Genomic DNA, 15,379 nt, shown 5'->3' with positions numbered 1-15,379 from the left:
CCATGGCGCTGGTCGATGTAAAAGGCGTCTCCAAGCGCTTCGGTGGATTGACCGCCGTCTCCGACGTCGACCTGACGGTCAATGCCGGTGAGGTCCATTGCCTGATCGGCCCCAACGGGGCCGGGAAGAGCACGCTGTTCAAGCTGATCGTTGGCCTCTATCCACCGACCACCGGCAGCATCTTCCTCGACTCCGTCGACATCACCGCGGAGCGACCCTACGCGCGGGTGCAACGTGGCATGAGCATCAAGATGCAGGCGCCGAGCGTGTTCAAGGAACTGCCGGTGCGGCAGAACATCCAGATCGCGCTGCAGGAACGGCTTTCGGGCGTCGAACGCGTTGCCGAGGAGGAACGGCTGCTGGCGCTGCTCAATCTGGCTGATGATAGCGACAAGCTCGCCGGTGCGCTGTCGCATGGCCAGCAGCAATGGCTGGAGATCGGGATGGCGCTGGCATTGCAGCCGCAGCTCTTGCTGCTGGACGAGCCGACCGCCGGCATGTCGCCGGAAGAGACCTACAAGACCGGCGAACTGATCAAGTCGTTCAATGCCGAGGGCATGACGGTTCTGGTCGTCGAGCACGACATGGCGTTCGTGCGTCAGGTCGCCCAGCGCGTCACCGTTCTGCATCTTGGCAAGATCTTCGCGCGCGGCAGCCTCGAGGCAATCCTGAAAGACGAGAAGGTCGCGGAAATCTATTTGGGTAAGACCCATGCCCACTGATCGCATCCTGGACGTATCGGGACTTTGGGCGGGCTACGGCGCGACGCCGATCCTGCAGGGCGTCAGCATGCAAGTTGCGCGTGGCGAGATCGTCGGCGTGATCGGCCGCAATGGCGTCGGCAAGTCGACTTTGATGCGCTGCCTGATCGGGCTGCTGCAGACTTGGCGCGGCACCATCACGTTCATGGATCAGGATGTCACGCAACTCGAGGCCGATGCGCGGGCCCGCGCCGGCTTCGGCTACATTCCGCAGGGCCGCGATGTATTTCCGCAAATGAGCGTCGAGGAGAACCTGCAGGTCGGCGAGCTGATCGGCGGACCCGACGGAAAGAAGCTGCCGGAGCTGGTCTATACGTATTTTCCGCGCCTGAAGGAGCGGCGGCGCCAGATCGCCGGCACCATGTCGGGCGGCGAGCAGCAGCAGCTTGCGATCGGCCGCGCGCTGATCGGCAATCCCTCTTTGATGATCCTCGACGAGCCGTCGGAGGGCATCCAGCCCTCGATCGTGCAGCACATTTGCGAAGCGCTGCAATCGTTCCGCGCCGAGCTCGGGACGACGATCATCTTCGTCGAGCAGAATCTCGACACCATCCTGGCGATCGCCCAGCGCTGCTACATCATGGAAAAGGGCAAGATCACGCGATCGCTGGCCGGTGAGGAGGTCAACGCAGACAATGTTCGTGCGCAGCTGCTGCTTTGATCGGCTGCGCCATGTGGTGAGGAAGTACGCGTTCCATAATCGATAACAACGGAGGGAATGGATATGGATCTGGGACTCAAGGGAGCAAAGGTTCTCGTGACCGGCAGCACCAGGGGGATCGGGCGCGCGATCGCCGACACATTCGCGGCCGAGGGTGCCAATGTCGGCATCTGCGCGCGCAATCAGGTGGATGTCGACACTGCGATTACCGCGATCAAGGCCAAGGGCGTTGCGGCATTCGGCGGTGCGGTCGACGTCTCGAACGGACCGGCGCTGAAGGCCTGGGTCGCCGACATGGCTGGAAAGCTCGGCGGCATCGATGTCGTGGTCGCCAATGTCAGCGCGCTCTCGATCGGGCAGGACGAGGAGAGTTGGGAGAAGGAATTCTCCACCGACATGATGGGGACGGTGCGGCTCGTCAACGCCGCGATGCCGTATCTCGAGAAAAGCGCGGCGGCGGCGATCGTCACCATCTCCAGCGTGTCGGGACGCGAGGTCGATTTTGCCAGCGGTCCCTACGGCACGTTCAAGGCTGCGATCATCCACTACACGCAGGGGCTGGCCTACCAGCTCGCGGCGAAGGGCATTCGGGCTAATTCGGTGTCGCCGGGCAACACCTATTTCGAGGGCGGTGTCTGGAACATGATCAAGGACGGTAATCCCGAACTGTACAAGACCGCGCTGGCGCTCAATCCGACCGGTCGCATGGGCACACCGCAGGAGATGGCGAACGCCGCGGTGTTCCTGGCGAGCAAGGCGGCGAGCTTCATCACGGGGACCAACCTCGTCGTGGACGGCGCCTTGACGCGCGGTGTTCAGTTCTAGCCAGGGCGATGACGACATGTCAGCGGATCCATTGCACTTCAAGTCCATCACCGAGATCTCCGGGCTCATTCGCCGTGGCGAGGCGAAGGCCTCGGAGATCACGGAGGCGATCCTCGGCCGGATCGCGAAGTTCGATGGGCAGTTTCATGGCTACGCGCACGTCCTTGCGGAGCGGGCCATGGCGCAGGCGAAGCAGCGCGATGCGGAGATCGCCAAAGGCATCTGGCGCGGCCCGCTGCATGGCGTTCCGATCGGGCTGAAGGACCTCTGCTACACGACGTTTGCGCCGACCGCCGGCGGCACGACGATCCACGCCAAGTTTGTTCCGTCCTTCAATGCCACGATCGTGGATCGGCTCGAAGTCGGCGGCGCGGTCACGCTCGGCAAGCTCAAGATGACGGAGGGCGCCTATACCAGCCACCATCCGGCCGTGCAGGCCCCGCTCAATCCGTGGAATGTGAACTACTGGGTCGGCTCCTCGTCCAGCGGATCGGGTGTCGCGACGTCGGCCGGCCTCTGCTATGGCTCCATCGGCAGCGACACCGGCGGCTCGATCAGGTTTCCGTCGGCGACCTGCGGCTTGACCGGCATCAAGCCGACCTGGGGCCGCGTCAGCCGGCACGGCATCTTCCCGTTGGCGGACTCGCTCGATCACGTCGGGCCGATGTGCCGCAGCGCCGTGGATGCCGGAGCAATGCTCGGCGTCATCGCCGGCGCGGATGCCAACGATCCGACCGCCTTGCGCGCCCCGGTGCCGAACTATCTGGCCGGCGTCGGCGAGAGCATCCGGGGCGTGCGGATCGGCGTCGATCGCAGATACACCCAGGAGGGAATCGATCGGCAGGTCGTCGCCGCCCTGGTGCAGGCCGAGCGCGCGCTCGCCGATCTCGGCGCCGACATCCGTGAGGTGCATTTCCCGCCCTATCAGAAGCTCGTCAGCCAGTGGATTGCGATGTGCTCGGTGGAAACGGCGGAGGCGCATCTGGACACCTATCCGTCGCGCAAGTCGGAATATGGACCGGACCTCGCCCAGCTGATCGAGCAGGGCAGGGCGACGAGCGGCGTCGATATCGCCGCGATCCATCACGAGCGGCTGAAGTTCAGCGGCAGCCTCTCCGCGATGTTCGAGGATATCGATCTCCTGTTGATCCCGACGATGCCGGTGCCGATCCCGACTCTGACGAAGATGAGCGAGTACGGCGCCGACCCCAACGTCCTCCTGAACATCCTGCGCTTCACGGCGGTGTTCGACTTCTCGGGCAGCCCGACCATCACGCTGCCGATGGGCATGGCGTCGGACCAGATGCCGCTCAGCATGCAGCTGGTCGGCCCGCATCTCTCCGAAGACGTGCTGGTCCGCGCCGGCGCCGCGTTCCAGTCGGTGACGGACTGGCATACGCGGCGGCCGCCGATCGAATGAATCTTCGTCAATGGCTTCCCTTGTCGCGTCCCATCAGGCCTTGCCGGCAAGCCTCGCCGCGATCGCGCGATAGCCGCGCGTCCACATGTGATCGAGATCGAGGTCCATCGGCAGCGGCTGCGAGGAGACGCGCGCGATCACGGTCTCGCTCTCCGGATCGATGTAGATCCATTGGCCGTGGATGCCGACGGCGGCGAACGGGGTTTCGTTGCGATCGATCGTGTACCACTTGTTGCGGTAGTTGCCGTTCGGAAACACCTTGGTCAGGTCGCCGCGCGACCAGGCCTCGGCATTGCCGTTCTGCCTGATGTCGTCGACCCACCAGCCAGGCACCACCTGCCGTCCGTTGCTGATGCCGTGGTTGCGCATCATCTCGCCGAAGCGGGCGAGATCGCGCAGTGTCGCGCAGATGCCGCCGGCGACGCGCGCCGCGCCGCGCGAGTCGACGGCGATGTAGGCGTCGTGCTCGGCGCCCATCGGCTGCCACAGATACTGCGCGAGGATCTTCGCGTAGGATATGCCGCAGGCGCGCTCATAGACCCAGCCGAGCACGTCGGTGTTGGTCGAGACGTAGTGGAAGGTCTGCCCGTGCGGCGTACCGTTCGGCCGCAGCGTGCGCAGATAGTCGCGTAGATTTGTCGGCGGCACGGTCGGGTCCGGCGGCTCCCAGCCGGTCGAGCGCCGGTAGTTCATGACGTCGCCGTCGCGCGCCATGTAGTCCTCGTCGAAGCGGATGCCGACGCTCATGTCGAGCAGGTGGCGCACCGTGCAGCTGCCGCCATAGACCGATCCCTCCATCTCCGGGATGTAGCGCGTCACCGGCGCGTCGGGATCGAGCTTGCCGTGATCGGCCAGGATGCCGCCAAGCGTTCCGGCGACCGACTTGCTGACCGAGAAAATCAGATGCGGGGTGTCCGGCGTCAGGCCGTGGGCATACCATTCGAAGGCGACCTGTCCGCGATGCGACACGACGATGCCGTCGGTGTGGCTTGCGCGCAGGGCCTGGCCGACGCCGACCGTCTCGCCGCGCGGGTCAGCGAAGCTGACGTCGTCGAGATAGCGCGGCGCAAAGGACAGCGGGGCCGGCGTCGAGGCGCGCGCGATGTTGGCGGTGGGCAGCAGCTCGCGGACATTGCGGAATGCCCACTCGCTGAAGGGATGCTGGCGCCAGTTGGCGAGCGTGACTTGTTCGTCGGCCGCCGACGGGAAGGCGGCCATGATGCGACGCGAATTCATTGTTGATCCAATAATGATATCGGGGACGTGCAAAAGTTCCGTATAGGTCGCGCCGTTCGCAATCAACCAGATGGTGGAGGTCATGTCCGGGTTACTCCGGCGTAACCGTTTCCGGGATGTGCGCTTGGCCCGCAATTTGCTTGACTATGCCCCGCGTCTGTCTCAGCGTGGCCGCCATGCGACGCGCAGACGTTCGCCATCGGGAAACATCGGGAGGTAGGTCATGATAGCGCTTCTGGGCCGACCGGATCCGGCAACAACACAGGCCATCCAGTTCGCGCGCGGGATTCTCGAAGGCTCGGCGACCGCGTTCTACGAGGTCGACGGCAATCTGACCCTCAACCGCTTCGTGCTCAGCAGCAACGTTCCGCCGAGCTTCCACGACCAGTATCTTGCCGGCATGAACCGGCTCGATCCGTTGCATCCGCGCTCCGCGAGCAACCGGCCGATCGCCCGGCTGAGCATCGCGCTCGACCAATGCGCGTCCCAGGAGGCGGCGACCTATCGTGCGTTTGCCGGCCAATGCGGCGTCGCCGACATGATCGAGTTCTTCTTCCGCCGCAACGACCGGATCGTGGCCGGAATGAGCGTGCTCTGGGCGCCGGGCTGCACGATTCCCGACGGCAGCATGCACATCGCCGAGAAGATCCACGATTACCTCGAGTTCAACCTGACCAGCCGCCTATCCCCGAATCCCGACGAGCCCGCGCGTTACGGACTGACCTCGCGCGAGATGGAAGTGGTCGAGCTGTTGTGCTGCGGCCGCACCAACCGCGAGATCGGCGAGTGCCTGAGCATCGGTCTCGCGACGGTGAAGACGCATCTGATACATATCTTCGAGAAACTCGGCGTCGAGACCCGCTCCGCCGTCGTCGCGCTGATGTCGCGGCCGCATTGAGGCGCGGCTCTTTCCTCCCGTCGTCCCGGCGAAGGCCCGGACCCATACTCCGCGGCGGATATGTCGGTGGGACGCGTCGTTCCAGCGTCGCGCAACAATCACCTTCGGTGGTAATGGGTCCGGGCCTTCGCCGGGACGACGTTTGTTGCGCGGCCTGTGGGTCAAGCATCCGCGCTCTCGCAACATGTTTTGTCCGAGCTTCGTTATTCGCTTCACTCTCGCGTCCACCCGATCCACCGTTAGGTGGATTGCTGCCTGTCGGGCTGCCGATCGAGAGTTCCTCGAGGACCGGTGTCGTTTTCGACAATGTTGGCGAGCGGCTGCCGCTCGCGAACATTGAAGGATCCGACATGCGTGATTTCATGGCCATCGGCCGCTCGGTGGCGGTTGCGGAGCGTGGCATGGCCGCAACCTCGCACCCGCAGGCGACGCTTGCCGCGGTCGAGATGTTGAAAGCCGGCGGCAATGCCGTCGATGCCGCGGTGGCTGCGGTGGCGGTGCAGGGCGTCGTCGAGCCGCAGATGACCGGGATCGGCGGCGACTGCTTTGCGCTGTATTCGCCCAAGGCCGGGGAGCCGATCGCGCTGAACGGCTCGGGCCGCACGCCCGCCGGCACCGATACTGAAAAATATGTCGGCAGCGGCGCGCGCGACATTCCGCCGGCCGCGCCCGAGGCCGTGACCGTGCCGGGCGCCATCGACGCGTGGTGCAGGCTGGTCGCCGATCACGGCAGCAGGTCGCTGGAGGAGATATTCCGGCCAGCGATCGCGGCGGCCGAGCAGGGCTTTTGCGTGACACCGCGCGTCGCGGAAGACTGGCGCCGCTTCCGGGCGCGCATCGAGATCGACGCCAATGCCGCCGCGCAGTTCCTCCCCGGGGGCAAGGCGCCTGAGGTCGGCGACATCCGAACGCAGCCTGCGCTTGGCCGGACCCTGCGCCGGATCGCGCAGCACGGGCGCGAGGCGTTCTACGCGGGCGAAGCCGCCGACGAGATGGCCGGCATCTTGCGCGGATTGGGTGGTGCCCACAGCATCGAGGATTTCGCGGCGCAGACCTCGGACTACGTGCGCCCGATCTCGGCGCGCTACCATGACCACGACGTGATCGAGTGTCCGCCGAACGGGCAGGGCCTGGCGGCGCTGATGATCCTGCGCACGCTCGCCGGCTTCGATGTCGGCGTGCTGGCGCAGGCCGATCGCATCCATCTGCTCGCCGAAGCGACCAAGGCCGCCTACCGCGCGCGCGACGCCTTCTTCTGCGATCCCGCTGCCGGCAAGGTCGATCCGGCCGCATTCCTTGCCGACGACTATATCGGGCGGATCCGCAGCAAGATCGACATGAGCCGCGCGTCCGCGCCCGCGATCTGGGACGATATCGAGCATCGCGACACCGTCTATGTCACGGTGGTCGACCGCGACCTCAACGCCGTCTCGCTGATCAACTCGCTGTTCTATCCGTTCGGCAGCGGCATCTACGCGCCGAGATCGGGCATCCTGCTGCACAACCGCGGCTGGAGCTTTCGCGCCAGGCCCGGACACCTCAATTCGCTCGGGTCGCGCAAGCGCCCGATGCACACCATCATCCCGGGCCTGCTGCGCAAGGACGGCAAGACCGTGATGTCGTTCGGCGTGATGGGTGGGCACTACCAGGCCGCCGGCCATGCCAATCTGCTGTCGAACATCTTCGACATGAAGATGGACATCCAGGCGGCGGCCGAGGCACCGCGCTCCTTTGCCTTCGACGGTGCGCTGTCGCTGGAGACGACGATATCACCGGCGATCCGGGACGAGCTGCGCGCCCGCGGCCACGATACCCGCTTCTCCGAGGAGCCGATCGGCGGTTGCCAGGCGATCCGCATCGACCATGCCCGCGGCGTTCTGCTCGGCGCCTCCGACCACCGCAAGGACGGGCTGGCGTTGGGCTTTTGAGGGGGCCGCCTGCCCGCACTGCGGGGGGCGGGCGGAGCATCCACCGGACGGTGGATTGTTCCAAATGCCGACATGTCGAACGTTTGGCCGATCATGCCGGCGCCGTGCGGTTTCGCCGCTGTGCACCGCACGGCGAAGGCTGATCGCTCCGGACTTTCCCAATCGAGAAGTTGATCCGTATGAACAGGACATTCGCCGACACGGTCTTCCGCAACGGCCGGATCTACACGTCGAACCGGGCGCAGCCTTGGGCGGCGTGCGCAGCCGTGAAGGCCGGCCGCTTCATCGCCGTGGGCGAGGAGCGCGACGTCGCGGCGCTGGTCGGCGAGGGGACCAAGACCGTCGATCTCGGTGGACGAATGGCGATGCCGGGCATCATCGACATCCATAATCACATCATGATGGGCGGGCAGGCCGATCTCTACGAGCTGCGCTTCTCCAACGCCGACAGCGTGCCAAGGATCGCCGACACCTTGCACAAGGCTGCTTCAGTCGCGGCGCCCGGCGCCTGGATCGTCGGCGGGCAGTTCGGCAACAATCTCCTGAACGAGATGAACACCGCGGAGTCCTGCGCACTGCTGGATGCGGCGTGCCTCGGACATCCCGTCGTGCTGCGCGACGACACCTATCACAATCGCTGGGCAAGCTCGGCGGCGCTGCGGCTTGCAGGCGTGCAGGCCGATTCCGCCGATCCGACCGACGGCGAGATCGGCCGCGACCTCAAGACCGGGACGCTGACCGGCATCATGATCGAGGCCGCCTCCGGCCTGGTCGAGCGGGCGCTCGCGGCCTCCGGTCACTACACGGCCGAGATGGACCGCGCGGCGGTGGCGCGTTCGATCTCGGTGCTGAACGCCTATGGCGTCACCGCCTTCATCGACGCCGCCAGCATGCAGCCGATCATGGCGGCGCTGAAGGGGCTCGACGACCGTGGCGAACTCACCGCCTGGGCGGTCTGTGCGATGCCCGTGGTCGAGCCGGGCTTCATGTTCGGCAAGGCTGGCGAGGAGCTGTTTGCGCTGCGCGAGCAATATCGCGGCGCGCATGTGAAGCCGGACTATGTGAAGGTGTTTCTCGACGGCGTGCCCGGCGCCAAGACCGCGGCGTTCCACGAGCCCTATGTGGCCGACCCCGTGCGCGGCTGCTGCTTCCGCGGATCGACCATGCTGACCGTACCCGACCTGATCCGCTGGCTCGGACGCTGCGAGAAGCTCGGCCTCGCCGCGAAGATCCATTGCGCGGGAGATGCCGCGGTGACGCAGGCGCTCGATGCCATCGATGTGGTGCGCAGCTTCAACGGCCCGACCCACCTGATTCACCAGATCGCGCATGCGAGCTACATCGCGCCCGACGACATCAAGCGTTTCGCCGAGCTCGGCGTCGCGGCCGATCTGTCGCCGATCATCTGGTATCCGACCATCTTCCTCGAGGCGCACAAGGCCGCGATGGGCGAGGAGCGCGCGCAGCGCTTCTGGCCGAACAAGGACCTGAAGGCGGCCGGTGCGTTGATGGCCGGCGGCTCGGACTGGCCGGTGATTCCGATTCCCGATCCCTGGCAGGGCATCGAGGGCATGGTGACCCGGCAAAATCCCACCGGGGATTTTCCCGGCAAGTCGTTGTGGGCCGAGCAGGCGCTCGATCTCGCCACCGTGATCGACATCTACACCATCGATGCCGCGCGGGCGGCCGGTCTCGGCCAATCGATCGGTTCGATCGAGGTCGGTAAGTCGGCCGACCTGATCGTGCTCGACCAGATGATCTTCGACATCCCGCCGGACCAGCTTGCCGACACGCGGATCGAGATGACCTTCTTCGAAGGCCGCAAGGTCTACGAGCGGGGTGCGTGATGATCGCTGTGGATCAGATCCCGGTCACGGTGCTCACCGGCTTCCTCGGCAGCGGTAAGACCACGGTGCTGAACCATCTGCTGCGCCAGCCGGAGCTCAATGGCGTCGTCGCCATCATCAACGAGTTCGGCGAGGTGGCGTTGGATCACCTCCTGGTCGAGAGCAGCGAGGATCGCCTCGCGCTGCTCGACAATGGCTGCATCTGCTGCTCGGTGCGCGAGGATCTGATCGAGACGCTGGCCGATCTCGCCGCCCGCCGCGCCGCTGGGGCGATCCCGCCGTTCCACCGCGTGCTGGTCGAGACCACCGGGCTCGCCGATCCCGTGCCGGTGCTGCACACGCTGATGACGGCGTCCGATATCGTTGGCCGCTACCGGATCGACGGCGTGGTCGTTACCGTCGATGCCGTCAACGGCGCGCATACCCTCGCGACGCGTGACGAGGCCGTCAGGCAGATCGCCGTCGCCGACCGGCTGCTGGTGACCAAGACCGACCTGGCCAGCGACGATGCACTCGCGCAGCTCGACGCGCGGCTCGCCGCGATCAACCCGGTCGCAACGCGCGCGCATGTGCGGAACGGGATGGTCGATCCGGCAAAGGTTGTCGATGCCGGGCTGTTCGATCCGTCGGCCCGCTCGGCCGATGTGGTGCGCTGGTTCGATCTGGCGTCGCAGGCGGCGAATGCGCCGCATCATCACATCGATCACGATTGCGATGGCGAGGTGTGTGGTCATCACAGCCACCATGCGCACGACACGGATGTATCGTCCTATAGCCTCATCATCGACGAGCCGATCCAGCGCGAGGCGCTTGCGCGCTGGCTCGATTATGTCGCCGCGCTCAAGGGCGAGGACCTGCTGCGCTTCAAGGCGATCGTGCATGTTGCCGAACAGCCCGATGCGCCGGTCGTGGTGCATGGCGTGCAGCACGTGTTCCATCCGCCGATCACGCTGAAGGGCTGGCCGTCGGCGGACCGGCGCTCGCGGCTCGTCTTCATCGTGCGCGGCATCCCGCGCCAGATCATCGAGAACACCTTGTGCAAATTTGCCGCGGTGAGCCGTGGAGCGATCCAACGATCTGCGGCTTAGGCGGCAGTTACATCAGGTAATTGTTGAGGGGAGAGGGACATGACTGAGAATTCAAAGACGATATCGTCCGGCCGGCTCGACCGGCGCACGCTGCTGAAGGCGGCCGGTGCGACCGGCCTCGCATCGGCGATGAACGTGCCGTTGGTCAACGTCGCGCGGGCCGCCGGCAACACCATCAAGATCGGATGGGTCGGATGCCTCTCCGGCGTCCGCGCGCCGTTTGCCGAGCCCGACACCTGGATCCACGAGCGCATCAAGGCGCGGCTGAAGGACGGCCTGAAGATCGGCGGCAAGACCTGGCAGGTCGAGTTTGTCTTCAAGGACAATCAATCCGACCCGAACCGCTCGTCGGTGGTCGCGAGCGAACTGGTGCTGCGCGAGAAATGCGACTTGATCCTGATCGAGGATGGCGACGCGCAGGCTCCGGTGCAGGAGCTCGCCGACGCCCGTGGCATTCCGTCGATTTCGACCATGGTGCCATGGCAGGGCTGGATGTTTCCGCGCAAGTCGACGCCCGACAAGGGATTCCCCTACAGCTATCACTTCTTCTGGGGCGCCGATGATGTCGTGAAGAATTTCCTCGGCATGTGGCAGTCGGTCGACACCAACAAGAAGGTCGGCACGCTCTACATCGACAATCCCGCCGGCCAGGCGTTCTCCGACCCGAAAGTCGGTCTACCCGGCGGCATCGCGGGGGCAGGCTATCAGGAATTCTCCGCCGGAAAATTCCAGATCGCGACCGATGACTTCACCAACCAGGTGTCGTCGTTCAAGAGCAACGGCGTCGATATCGTGTCCGGATTCACGTACGGCAATCACTGGGTGACGCTGTGGAACCAGGCGGCGCAGGCCGGGTTCAAACCGCAAATCTGCACGGTGGCGGCGGCATTCCTGTTCCCGAGCGCGGTGAACGCGCTCGGCGATCGCGGCGACGGCATGTCGACTGAGGTGTGGTGGACGCCCGCCTATCCATTCAAGTCGTCGCTGACCGGGCAGAGCGCCGCCGAGCTCACCGCCGAATGGGAGAAGACGACGGGCAAGCAATGGACCCAACCGATCGGCTATGCGCATGCTCTGTGGGAAGTTGCGCTTGCTGCTTTGCAGAACAGCGATCCGAAGGACAAGAACTCGCTGCGCGATGCCATCGCCGGTCTCGACATGGAGACGGTGGTCGGACCGGTGAAATTCAAGGGAACGCCGATCAAGAACGTCGCGGTGACGTCGCTGTCGGGCGGGCAATGGCGCAAGACCAAGGGCGGCAAGGCGAAATACGAGCTCTTGATCGTGCACAACGGGACGGCGCCGTTCATCCCGAAGCAAGCCGATCTCGCATTGCTGTCGAAGCTCGCCTGAGATGGCGCCTCTTCTGCGCGTCAGCGGGCTGTCGAAGCGTTTCGGCGAGATCGTGGTCGCCGACAATGTCGGCTTCGAGCTGGCGCGCGGCGAATGCCTCGGCGTGATCGGCCCGAACGGCGCCGGCAAAAGCTCGCTGTTGAACCTGATCGTCGGCCTGATCACGGCCGACGGCGGTTCGATCACGCTCGACGACAGGGAGATATCAGGCCTGCCGCCGCATCGCCGGGCGCGGATGGGGCTCGGGCGCGCGTTCCAGATCCCGCAGCCGTTTCCGCATCTGTCGGTCTACGAGAACGCGCTGGTCGCGGCGTCCTACGGCGCGGGCCTGTATGGCGAGGCGGCATCGAGCTGGACGATGGAGGTGCTGCAGCGGACCGGGCTCGACGCCAAGGCGGACAAGCTCGCGGGCGCCTTGCCGCTGATCGACCGCAAGCGGCTGGAATTCGCCAAGGCGCTGGCCTCGAAACCCAAGCTGATCCTGCTCGACGAGATCGCCGCCGGGTTGACCGAGCCCGAGGTCGAGCGCCTTGTTGCCATCATCAAGTCGGTGAAGGCAGATCACGCCATGATCTGGATCGAGCACATTCCGCACGCCTTGCGCGCAGTGTCGGATCGGATCCTGGTGCTCGATTTCGGCCGCAAGGTGCTGGAGGGGCCGCCGGCCGAGGTGATGGACAGCGCCGTGGTGCGCGAGATCTACATGGGATTGAAGGCCGATGGCGTTGCTTGATGTGAACGGCCTGCAGATCTTCTACGGCGATCTCCAGGCCGTGTTCGACATGAATTTCACGGTCGCCGACGGCGAGGCGGTGGCGCTGGTCGGTGCCAACGGCGCCGGCAAGTCGACATTCCTGAAAGCGCTGGTCGGGCTCAATGAGGAGCGGCGCGGGGCGGTGCATTTCGACGGCATCGACATCTCGCAGATGCCGGCCGAGCAGGTGTCGCGGCTTGGGCTCATCATGGTGCCCGAAGGCCGGCTGCTGTTCGATTCGCTGACCATCGAGGAGAACCTGCTGATGGGCAGCGTCAACCGTTGTAAGGGCAGCTGGACGCTACGGCGGGTGTTCGACCTGTTCCCGATCCTGGAAGAGCGGCGGCGGATGTTTCCGGGCCAGCTCTCCGGCGGCCAGCAGCAGATGGCGGCGATCGGCCGCGCGCTGATGTCGAACCCGCGGCTGTTGCTGTGCGACGAGATATCGCTCGGGCTCGCGCCTGTCGTGGTCGAGCAGATCTATCGCTCCTTTGCCGACATTCGCCGCGAGGGCACCGCCGTCGTGCTGGTCGAGCAGGATGTCAAGCGCGCGCTCGCGACGTCGGAGCGGATCTACTGCCTGTTGAAGGGGCGGGTGTCGCTGACCGGCCCGGCGCAAGGGTTGCAGCCGGAACAGCTGACGCACGCCTATTTCGGTAACTAGCCAGGATTGGCACGACATGATCTGGGTTGAGACATTGATCAACGGGGCCCTGCTGGGCGGGCTCTACGGCCTGCTCGGCATCGGGCTCGCTCTGGTGTTCGGCGTGATGCGCGTCGTCAACATCGCACACGGCGAATTCATGGTGCTGAGCGCGTTCTGCGCGGTGCTGCTTTCCAACCTGTTTCCGCAGGTCTCGCCGCTGCTGATGCTGATCCCGGTGATCGCACTGTCCTTTGCGGTCGGTTGGCTCTACCAGGCCGCCATCGTCAACCGGGTCGTGACGTCGCCCGATCCGCTGTCGCCGCTGCTGCTGACCTTCGGCGTCTCGGTGATCCTGCGTAACGTCATGGTCGAAATCTTCGGCGCCGACGTGCGCAGCCTCCAGGTCGGTGAACTCTCGCGCGCCAGCCTCGAGATTGCCGGCCTCAACATCGGCATCATGCCGCTGCTCACGCTGGTGCTCGCCGCGCTGCTGTTCATGGCGCTGCAGCTCGTGCTGCGCCATACCGAGTTCGGGCGGATCGTGCGCGCCACCGCCGACCGCCGCGACATCGTCCGGCTGTCCGGGGTCAAGCCGGACCGGGTCTATAACTATGTCATGGGCCTGTCGCTCGCGCTCGGTGCGATCGGCGGCGTGCTGCTGGCGGTGCGGTCGAGCTTCACGCCGTTCTCGGGCGCCGAGCGGCTCTTGATCGCCTTTGAGGTCGTGGTGCTCGGCGGGCTCGGCTCGTTTTGGGGCGCGCTGCTCGGCGGCATCGCGCTCGGCATGGCGCAGTTGATCGGATTGAAGATCGATCCGAACGCGGGGCTGCTCTATGCGCACCTCCTGTTCTTCATCATGCTGTTGATCCGCCCGTCGGGTCTCGTGTCGAGCAGGGTATGACGCTGATGCCGACACGGACAATTCTCCTCGCCTGTGCCATCGTGCTCGTCGCTGCTATCGCCGGCGCGCCCTTCGTGCTGAACGAGGGCATCCTGCGGCTCGCGACCGAATGCCTGCTGCTGCTGACCATGGCGCAGATGTGGAACCTGCTGGCGGGCTACGCCGGGCTGGTCTCGCTCGGCCACCAGGTCTTCATCGCCTTCGGCGCCTATGCGCTGTTCCTGACTTCCGGCTGGCTCGAGGTGACCCCGATCTGGGTCTTGCCGGTGGCGCCGTTGGTAGCCGCCGCCGTCGCGGCGATCATCGCCTTTCCGCTGTTTCGTTTGCGCGATGCCTATTTCTCGATCGCGATGTGGGTGTTCGCCGAGATCATCGGCGCTTTCACGATGAAATCGCAGGCGATCGGCGGCACCTCGGGCGTGCCGCTCGCCACCAGCAAGCTGATCGATTTCGACTGGTTCGAGCCGACCATGTTCTGGCTGGCGGGCGGCCTGACGCTGGTCACCATCGCGGCGCTGTACAAGATGATGACCTCGAGCTTCGGGCTCGGGCTGATGAGCGTGCGCGACAATGACCTCGCCGCGATGAGCGTCGGGGTCGACGTCCGGCACAATCGCTTCATCGCCTTCGTGCTGTCGGCGGCGGGATGCGGGCTGGCGGGTGCGTTGAGCTTCATGGGCAACCTGTTCATCGCGCCGCTCGCGGCCTTCGACGTCAACTGGTCCGTCTACATGATGTTCATCGTGATCATCGGCGGTATTGGGACGCTGGAGGGCCCGATCCTCGGCGTCATCATCTTCTTCGGCCTGCGCGAATTGATGACCGGGCCGCTCGGCCTGTCCGGCGGCTGGTATCTGGTCGGGCTCGGCATCATTGCCGTGGTCGTGATGATCGTGGCGCCGCGCGGCATCTGGCCGGCCTTGCGCGCTCGCCTCGGCGTGCGGCTGCTCGATGTCCACCGCGCCGCGCCACGGCCGGCCCCGCCCACCATCCTGCCGGCCGCATCGGAACGGGTCGCCGGATGAGGCAGGCCTTCACGCGGTCACCATTGCTTGTATTCT

General features: G+C 65.5%; 14 protein-coding genes. 13 read left to right on the top strand and 1 reads right to left on the bottom strand.

Annotated features, from left to right (window positions below; translation table 11 throughout):
• The first annotated feature begins 2 nt into the window (after positions 1–2).
• The 4 genes from AC066Y_RS30050 to AC066Y_RS30035 all read left to right on the top strand — a co-directional run bounded on the left by AC066Y_RS30050 (position 3) and on the right by AC066Y_RS30035 (position 3,667).
• Positions 3–722, top strand: coding sequence for an ATP-binding cassette domain-containing protein (locus tag AC066Y_RS30050; protein ID WP_478277022.1), 720 nt, complete (start codon positions 3–5; stop codon positions 720–722).
• Positions 712–1,422 (top strand): ABC transporter ATP-binding protein, encoded by a 711-nt coding sequence (locus AC066Y_RS30045; RefSeq protein ID WP_092125408.1) that lies wholly within the window; start codon positions 712–714, stop codon positions 1,420–1,422. Before AC066Y_RS30050 ends, AC066Y_RS30045 begins: the two co-directional genes overlap by 11 nt.
• A gap of 63 nt (positions 1,423–1,485) precedes the next feature.
• Positions 1,486–2,247 carry an SDR family NAD(P)-dependent oxidoreductase gene (locus AC066Y_RS30040; RefSeq protein ID WP_478277021.1) on the top strand — a complete coding sequence of 254 codons (762 nt, stop codon included), beginning with the start codon at positions 1,486–1,488 and terminating at the stop codon, positions 2,245–2,247.
• Positions 2,248–2,263: 16 nt separating this feature from the next.
• On the top strand, positions 2,264–3,667 hold the full coding sequence (locus AC066Y_RS30035; RefSeq protein ID WP_478277020.1) for an amidase: 1,404 nt from the start codon (positions 2,264–2,266) through the stop codon (positions 3,665–3,667).
• Positions 3,668–3,700: 33 nt separating this feature from the next.
• Here AC066Y_RS30035 and AC066Y_RS30030 read toward each other — a convergent pair whose 3' ends face one another.
• On the bottom strand, positions 3,701–4,903 hold the full coding sequence (locus tag AC066Y_RS30030) for a serine hydrolase domain-containing protein (protein WP_478277019.1): 1,203 nt from the start codon (positions 4,901–4,903) through the stop codon (positions 3,701–3,703).
• Positions 4,904–5,126: 223 nt separating this feature from the next.
• On the opposite strand from AC066Y_RS30030, the gene AC066Y_RS30025 reads away from it, so the two are divergent.
• From AC066Y_RS30025 to AC066Y_RS29985, 9 genes are all read left to right on the top strand, one after another.
• Positions 5,127–5,801: a helix-turn-helix transcriptional regulator gene (locus tag AC066Y_RS30025; protein ID WP_212310831.1), complete on the top strand. Its 675-nt coding sequence runs from the start codon at positions 5,127–5,129 to the stop codon at positions 5,799–5,801.
• A gap of 350 nt (positions 5,802–6,151) precedes the next feature.
• A complete protein-coding gene (locus tag AC066Y_RS30020) occupies positions 6,152–7,729 on the top strand; it encodes a gamma-glutamyltransferase family protein (protein WP_478277018.1) in 1,578 nt (525 codons plus the stop codon).
• Between the two features lie 179 nt (positions 7,730–7,908).
• A complete protein-coding gene (locus tag AC066Y_RS30015; protein WP_478277017.1) occupies positions 7,909–9,576 on the top strand; it encodes an amidohydrolase in 1,668 nt (555 codons plus the stop codon).
• Positions 9,576–10,664: a CobW family GTP-binding protein gene (locus AC066Y_RS30010; RefSeq protein WP_478277016.1), complete on the top strand. Its 1,089-nt coding sequence runs from the start codon at positions 9,576–9,578 to the stop codon at positions 10,662–10,664. The genes AC066Y_RS30015 and AC066Y_RS30010 overlap by 1 nt, the downstream gene beginning before the upstream one ends.
• A gap of 39 nt (positions 10,665–10,703) precedes the next feature.
• Positions 10,704–12,017 (top strand): ABC transporter substrate-binding protein, encoded by a 1,314-nt coding sequence (locus AC066Y_RS30005; protein ID WP_478277015.1) that lies wholly within the window; start codon positions 10,704–10,706, stop codon positions 12,015–12,017.
• A 1-nt stretch (position 12,018) separates the two neighbouring features.
• Positions 12,019–12,750, top strand: coding sequence for an ABC transporter ATP-binding protein (locus AC066Y_RS30000; RefSeq protein ID WP_478277014.1), 732 nt, complete (start codon positions 12,019–12,021; stop codon positions 12,748–12,750).
• Entirely contained in the window at positions 12,737–13,435 is a 699-nt protein-coding gene (locus AC066Y_RS29995) for an ABC transporter ATP-binding protein (RefSeq protein ID WP_478277013.1), read from the top strand. Before AC066Y_RS30000 ends, AC066Y_RS29995 begins: the two co-directional genes overlap by 14 nt.
• 16 nt (positions 13,436–13,451) lie before the next feature.
• Entirely contained in the window at positions 13,452–14,318 is an 867-nt protein-coding gene (locus AC066Y_RS29990; RefSeq protein WP_097676476.1) for a branched-chain amino acid ABC transporter permease, read from the top strand.
• A 5-nt stretch (positions 14,319–14,323) separates the two neighbouring features.
• Complete coding sequence (locus AC066Y_RS29985; protein WP_478277012.1) at positions 14,324–15,343, top strand: branched-chain amino acid ABC transporter permease; 1,020 nt, start codon at positions 14,324–14,326, stop codon at positions 15,341–15,343.
• Positions 15,344–15,379 lie beyond the last annotated feature (36 nt).

The sequence above is a fragment of the Bradyrhizobium sp. USDA3010 genome (assembly GCF_056429065.1).
This window is presented reverse-complemented; position numbering and strand designations above follow the sequence as displayed.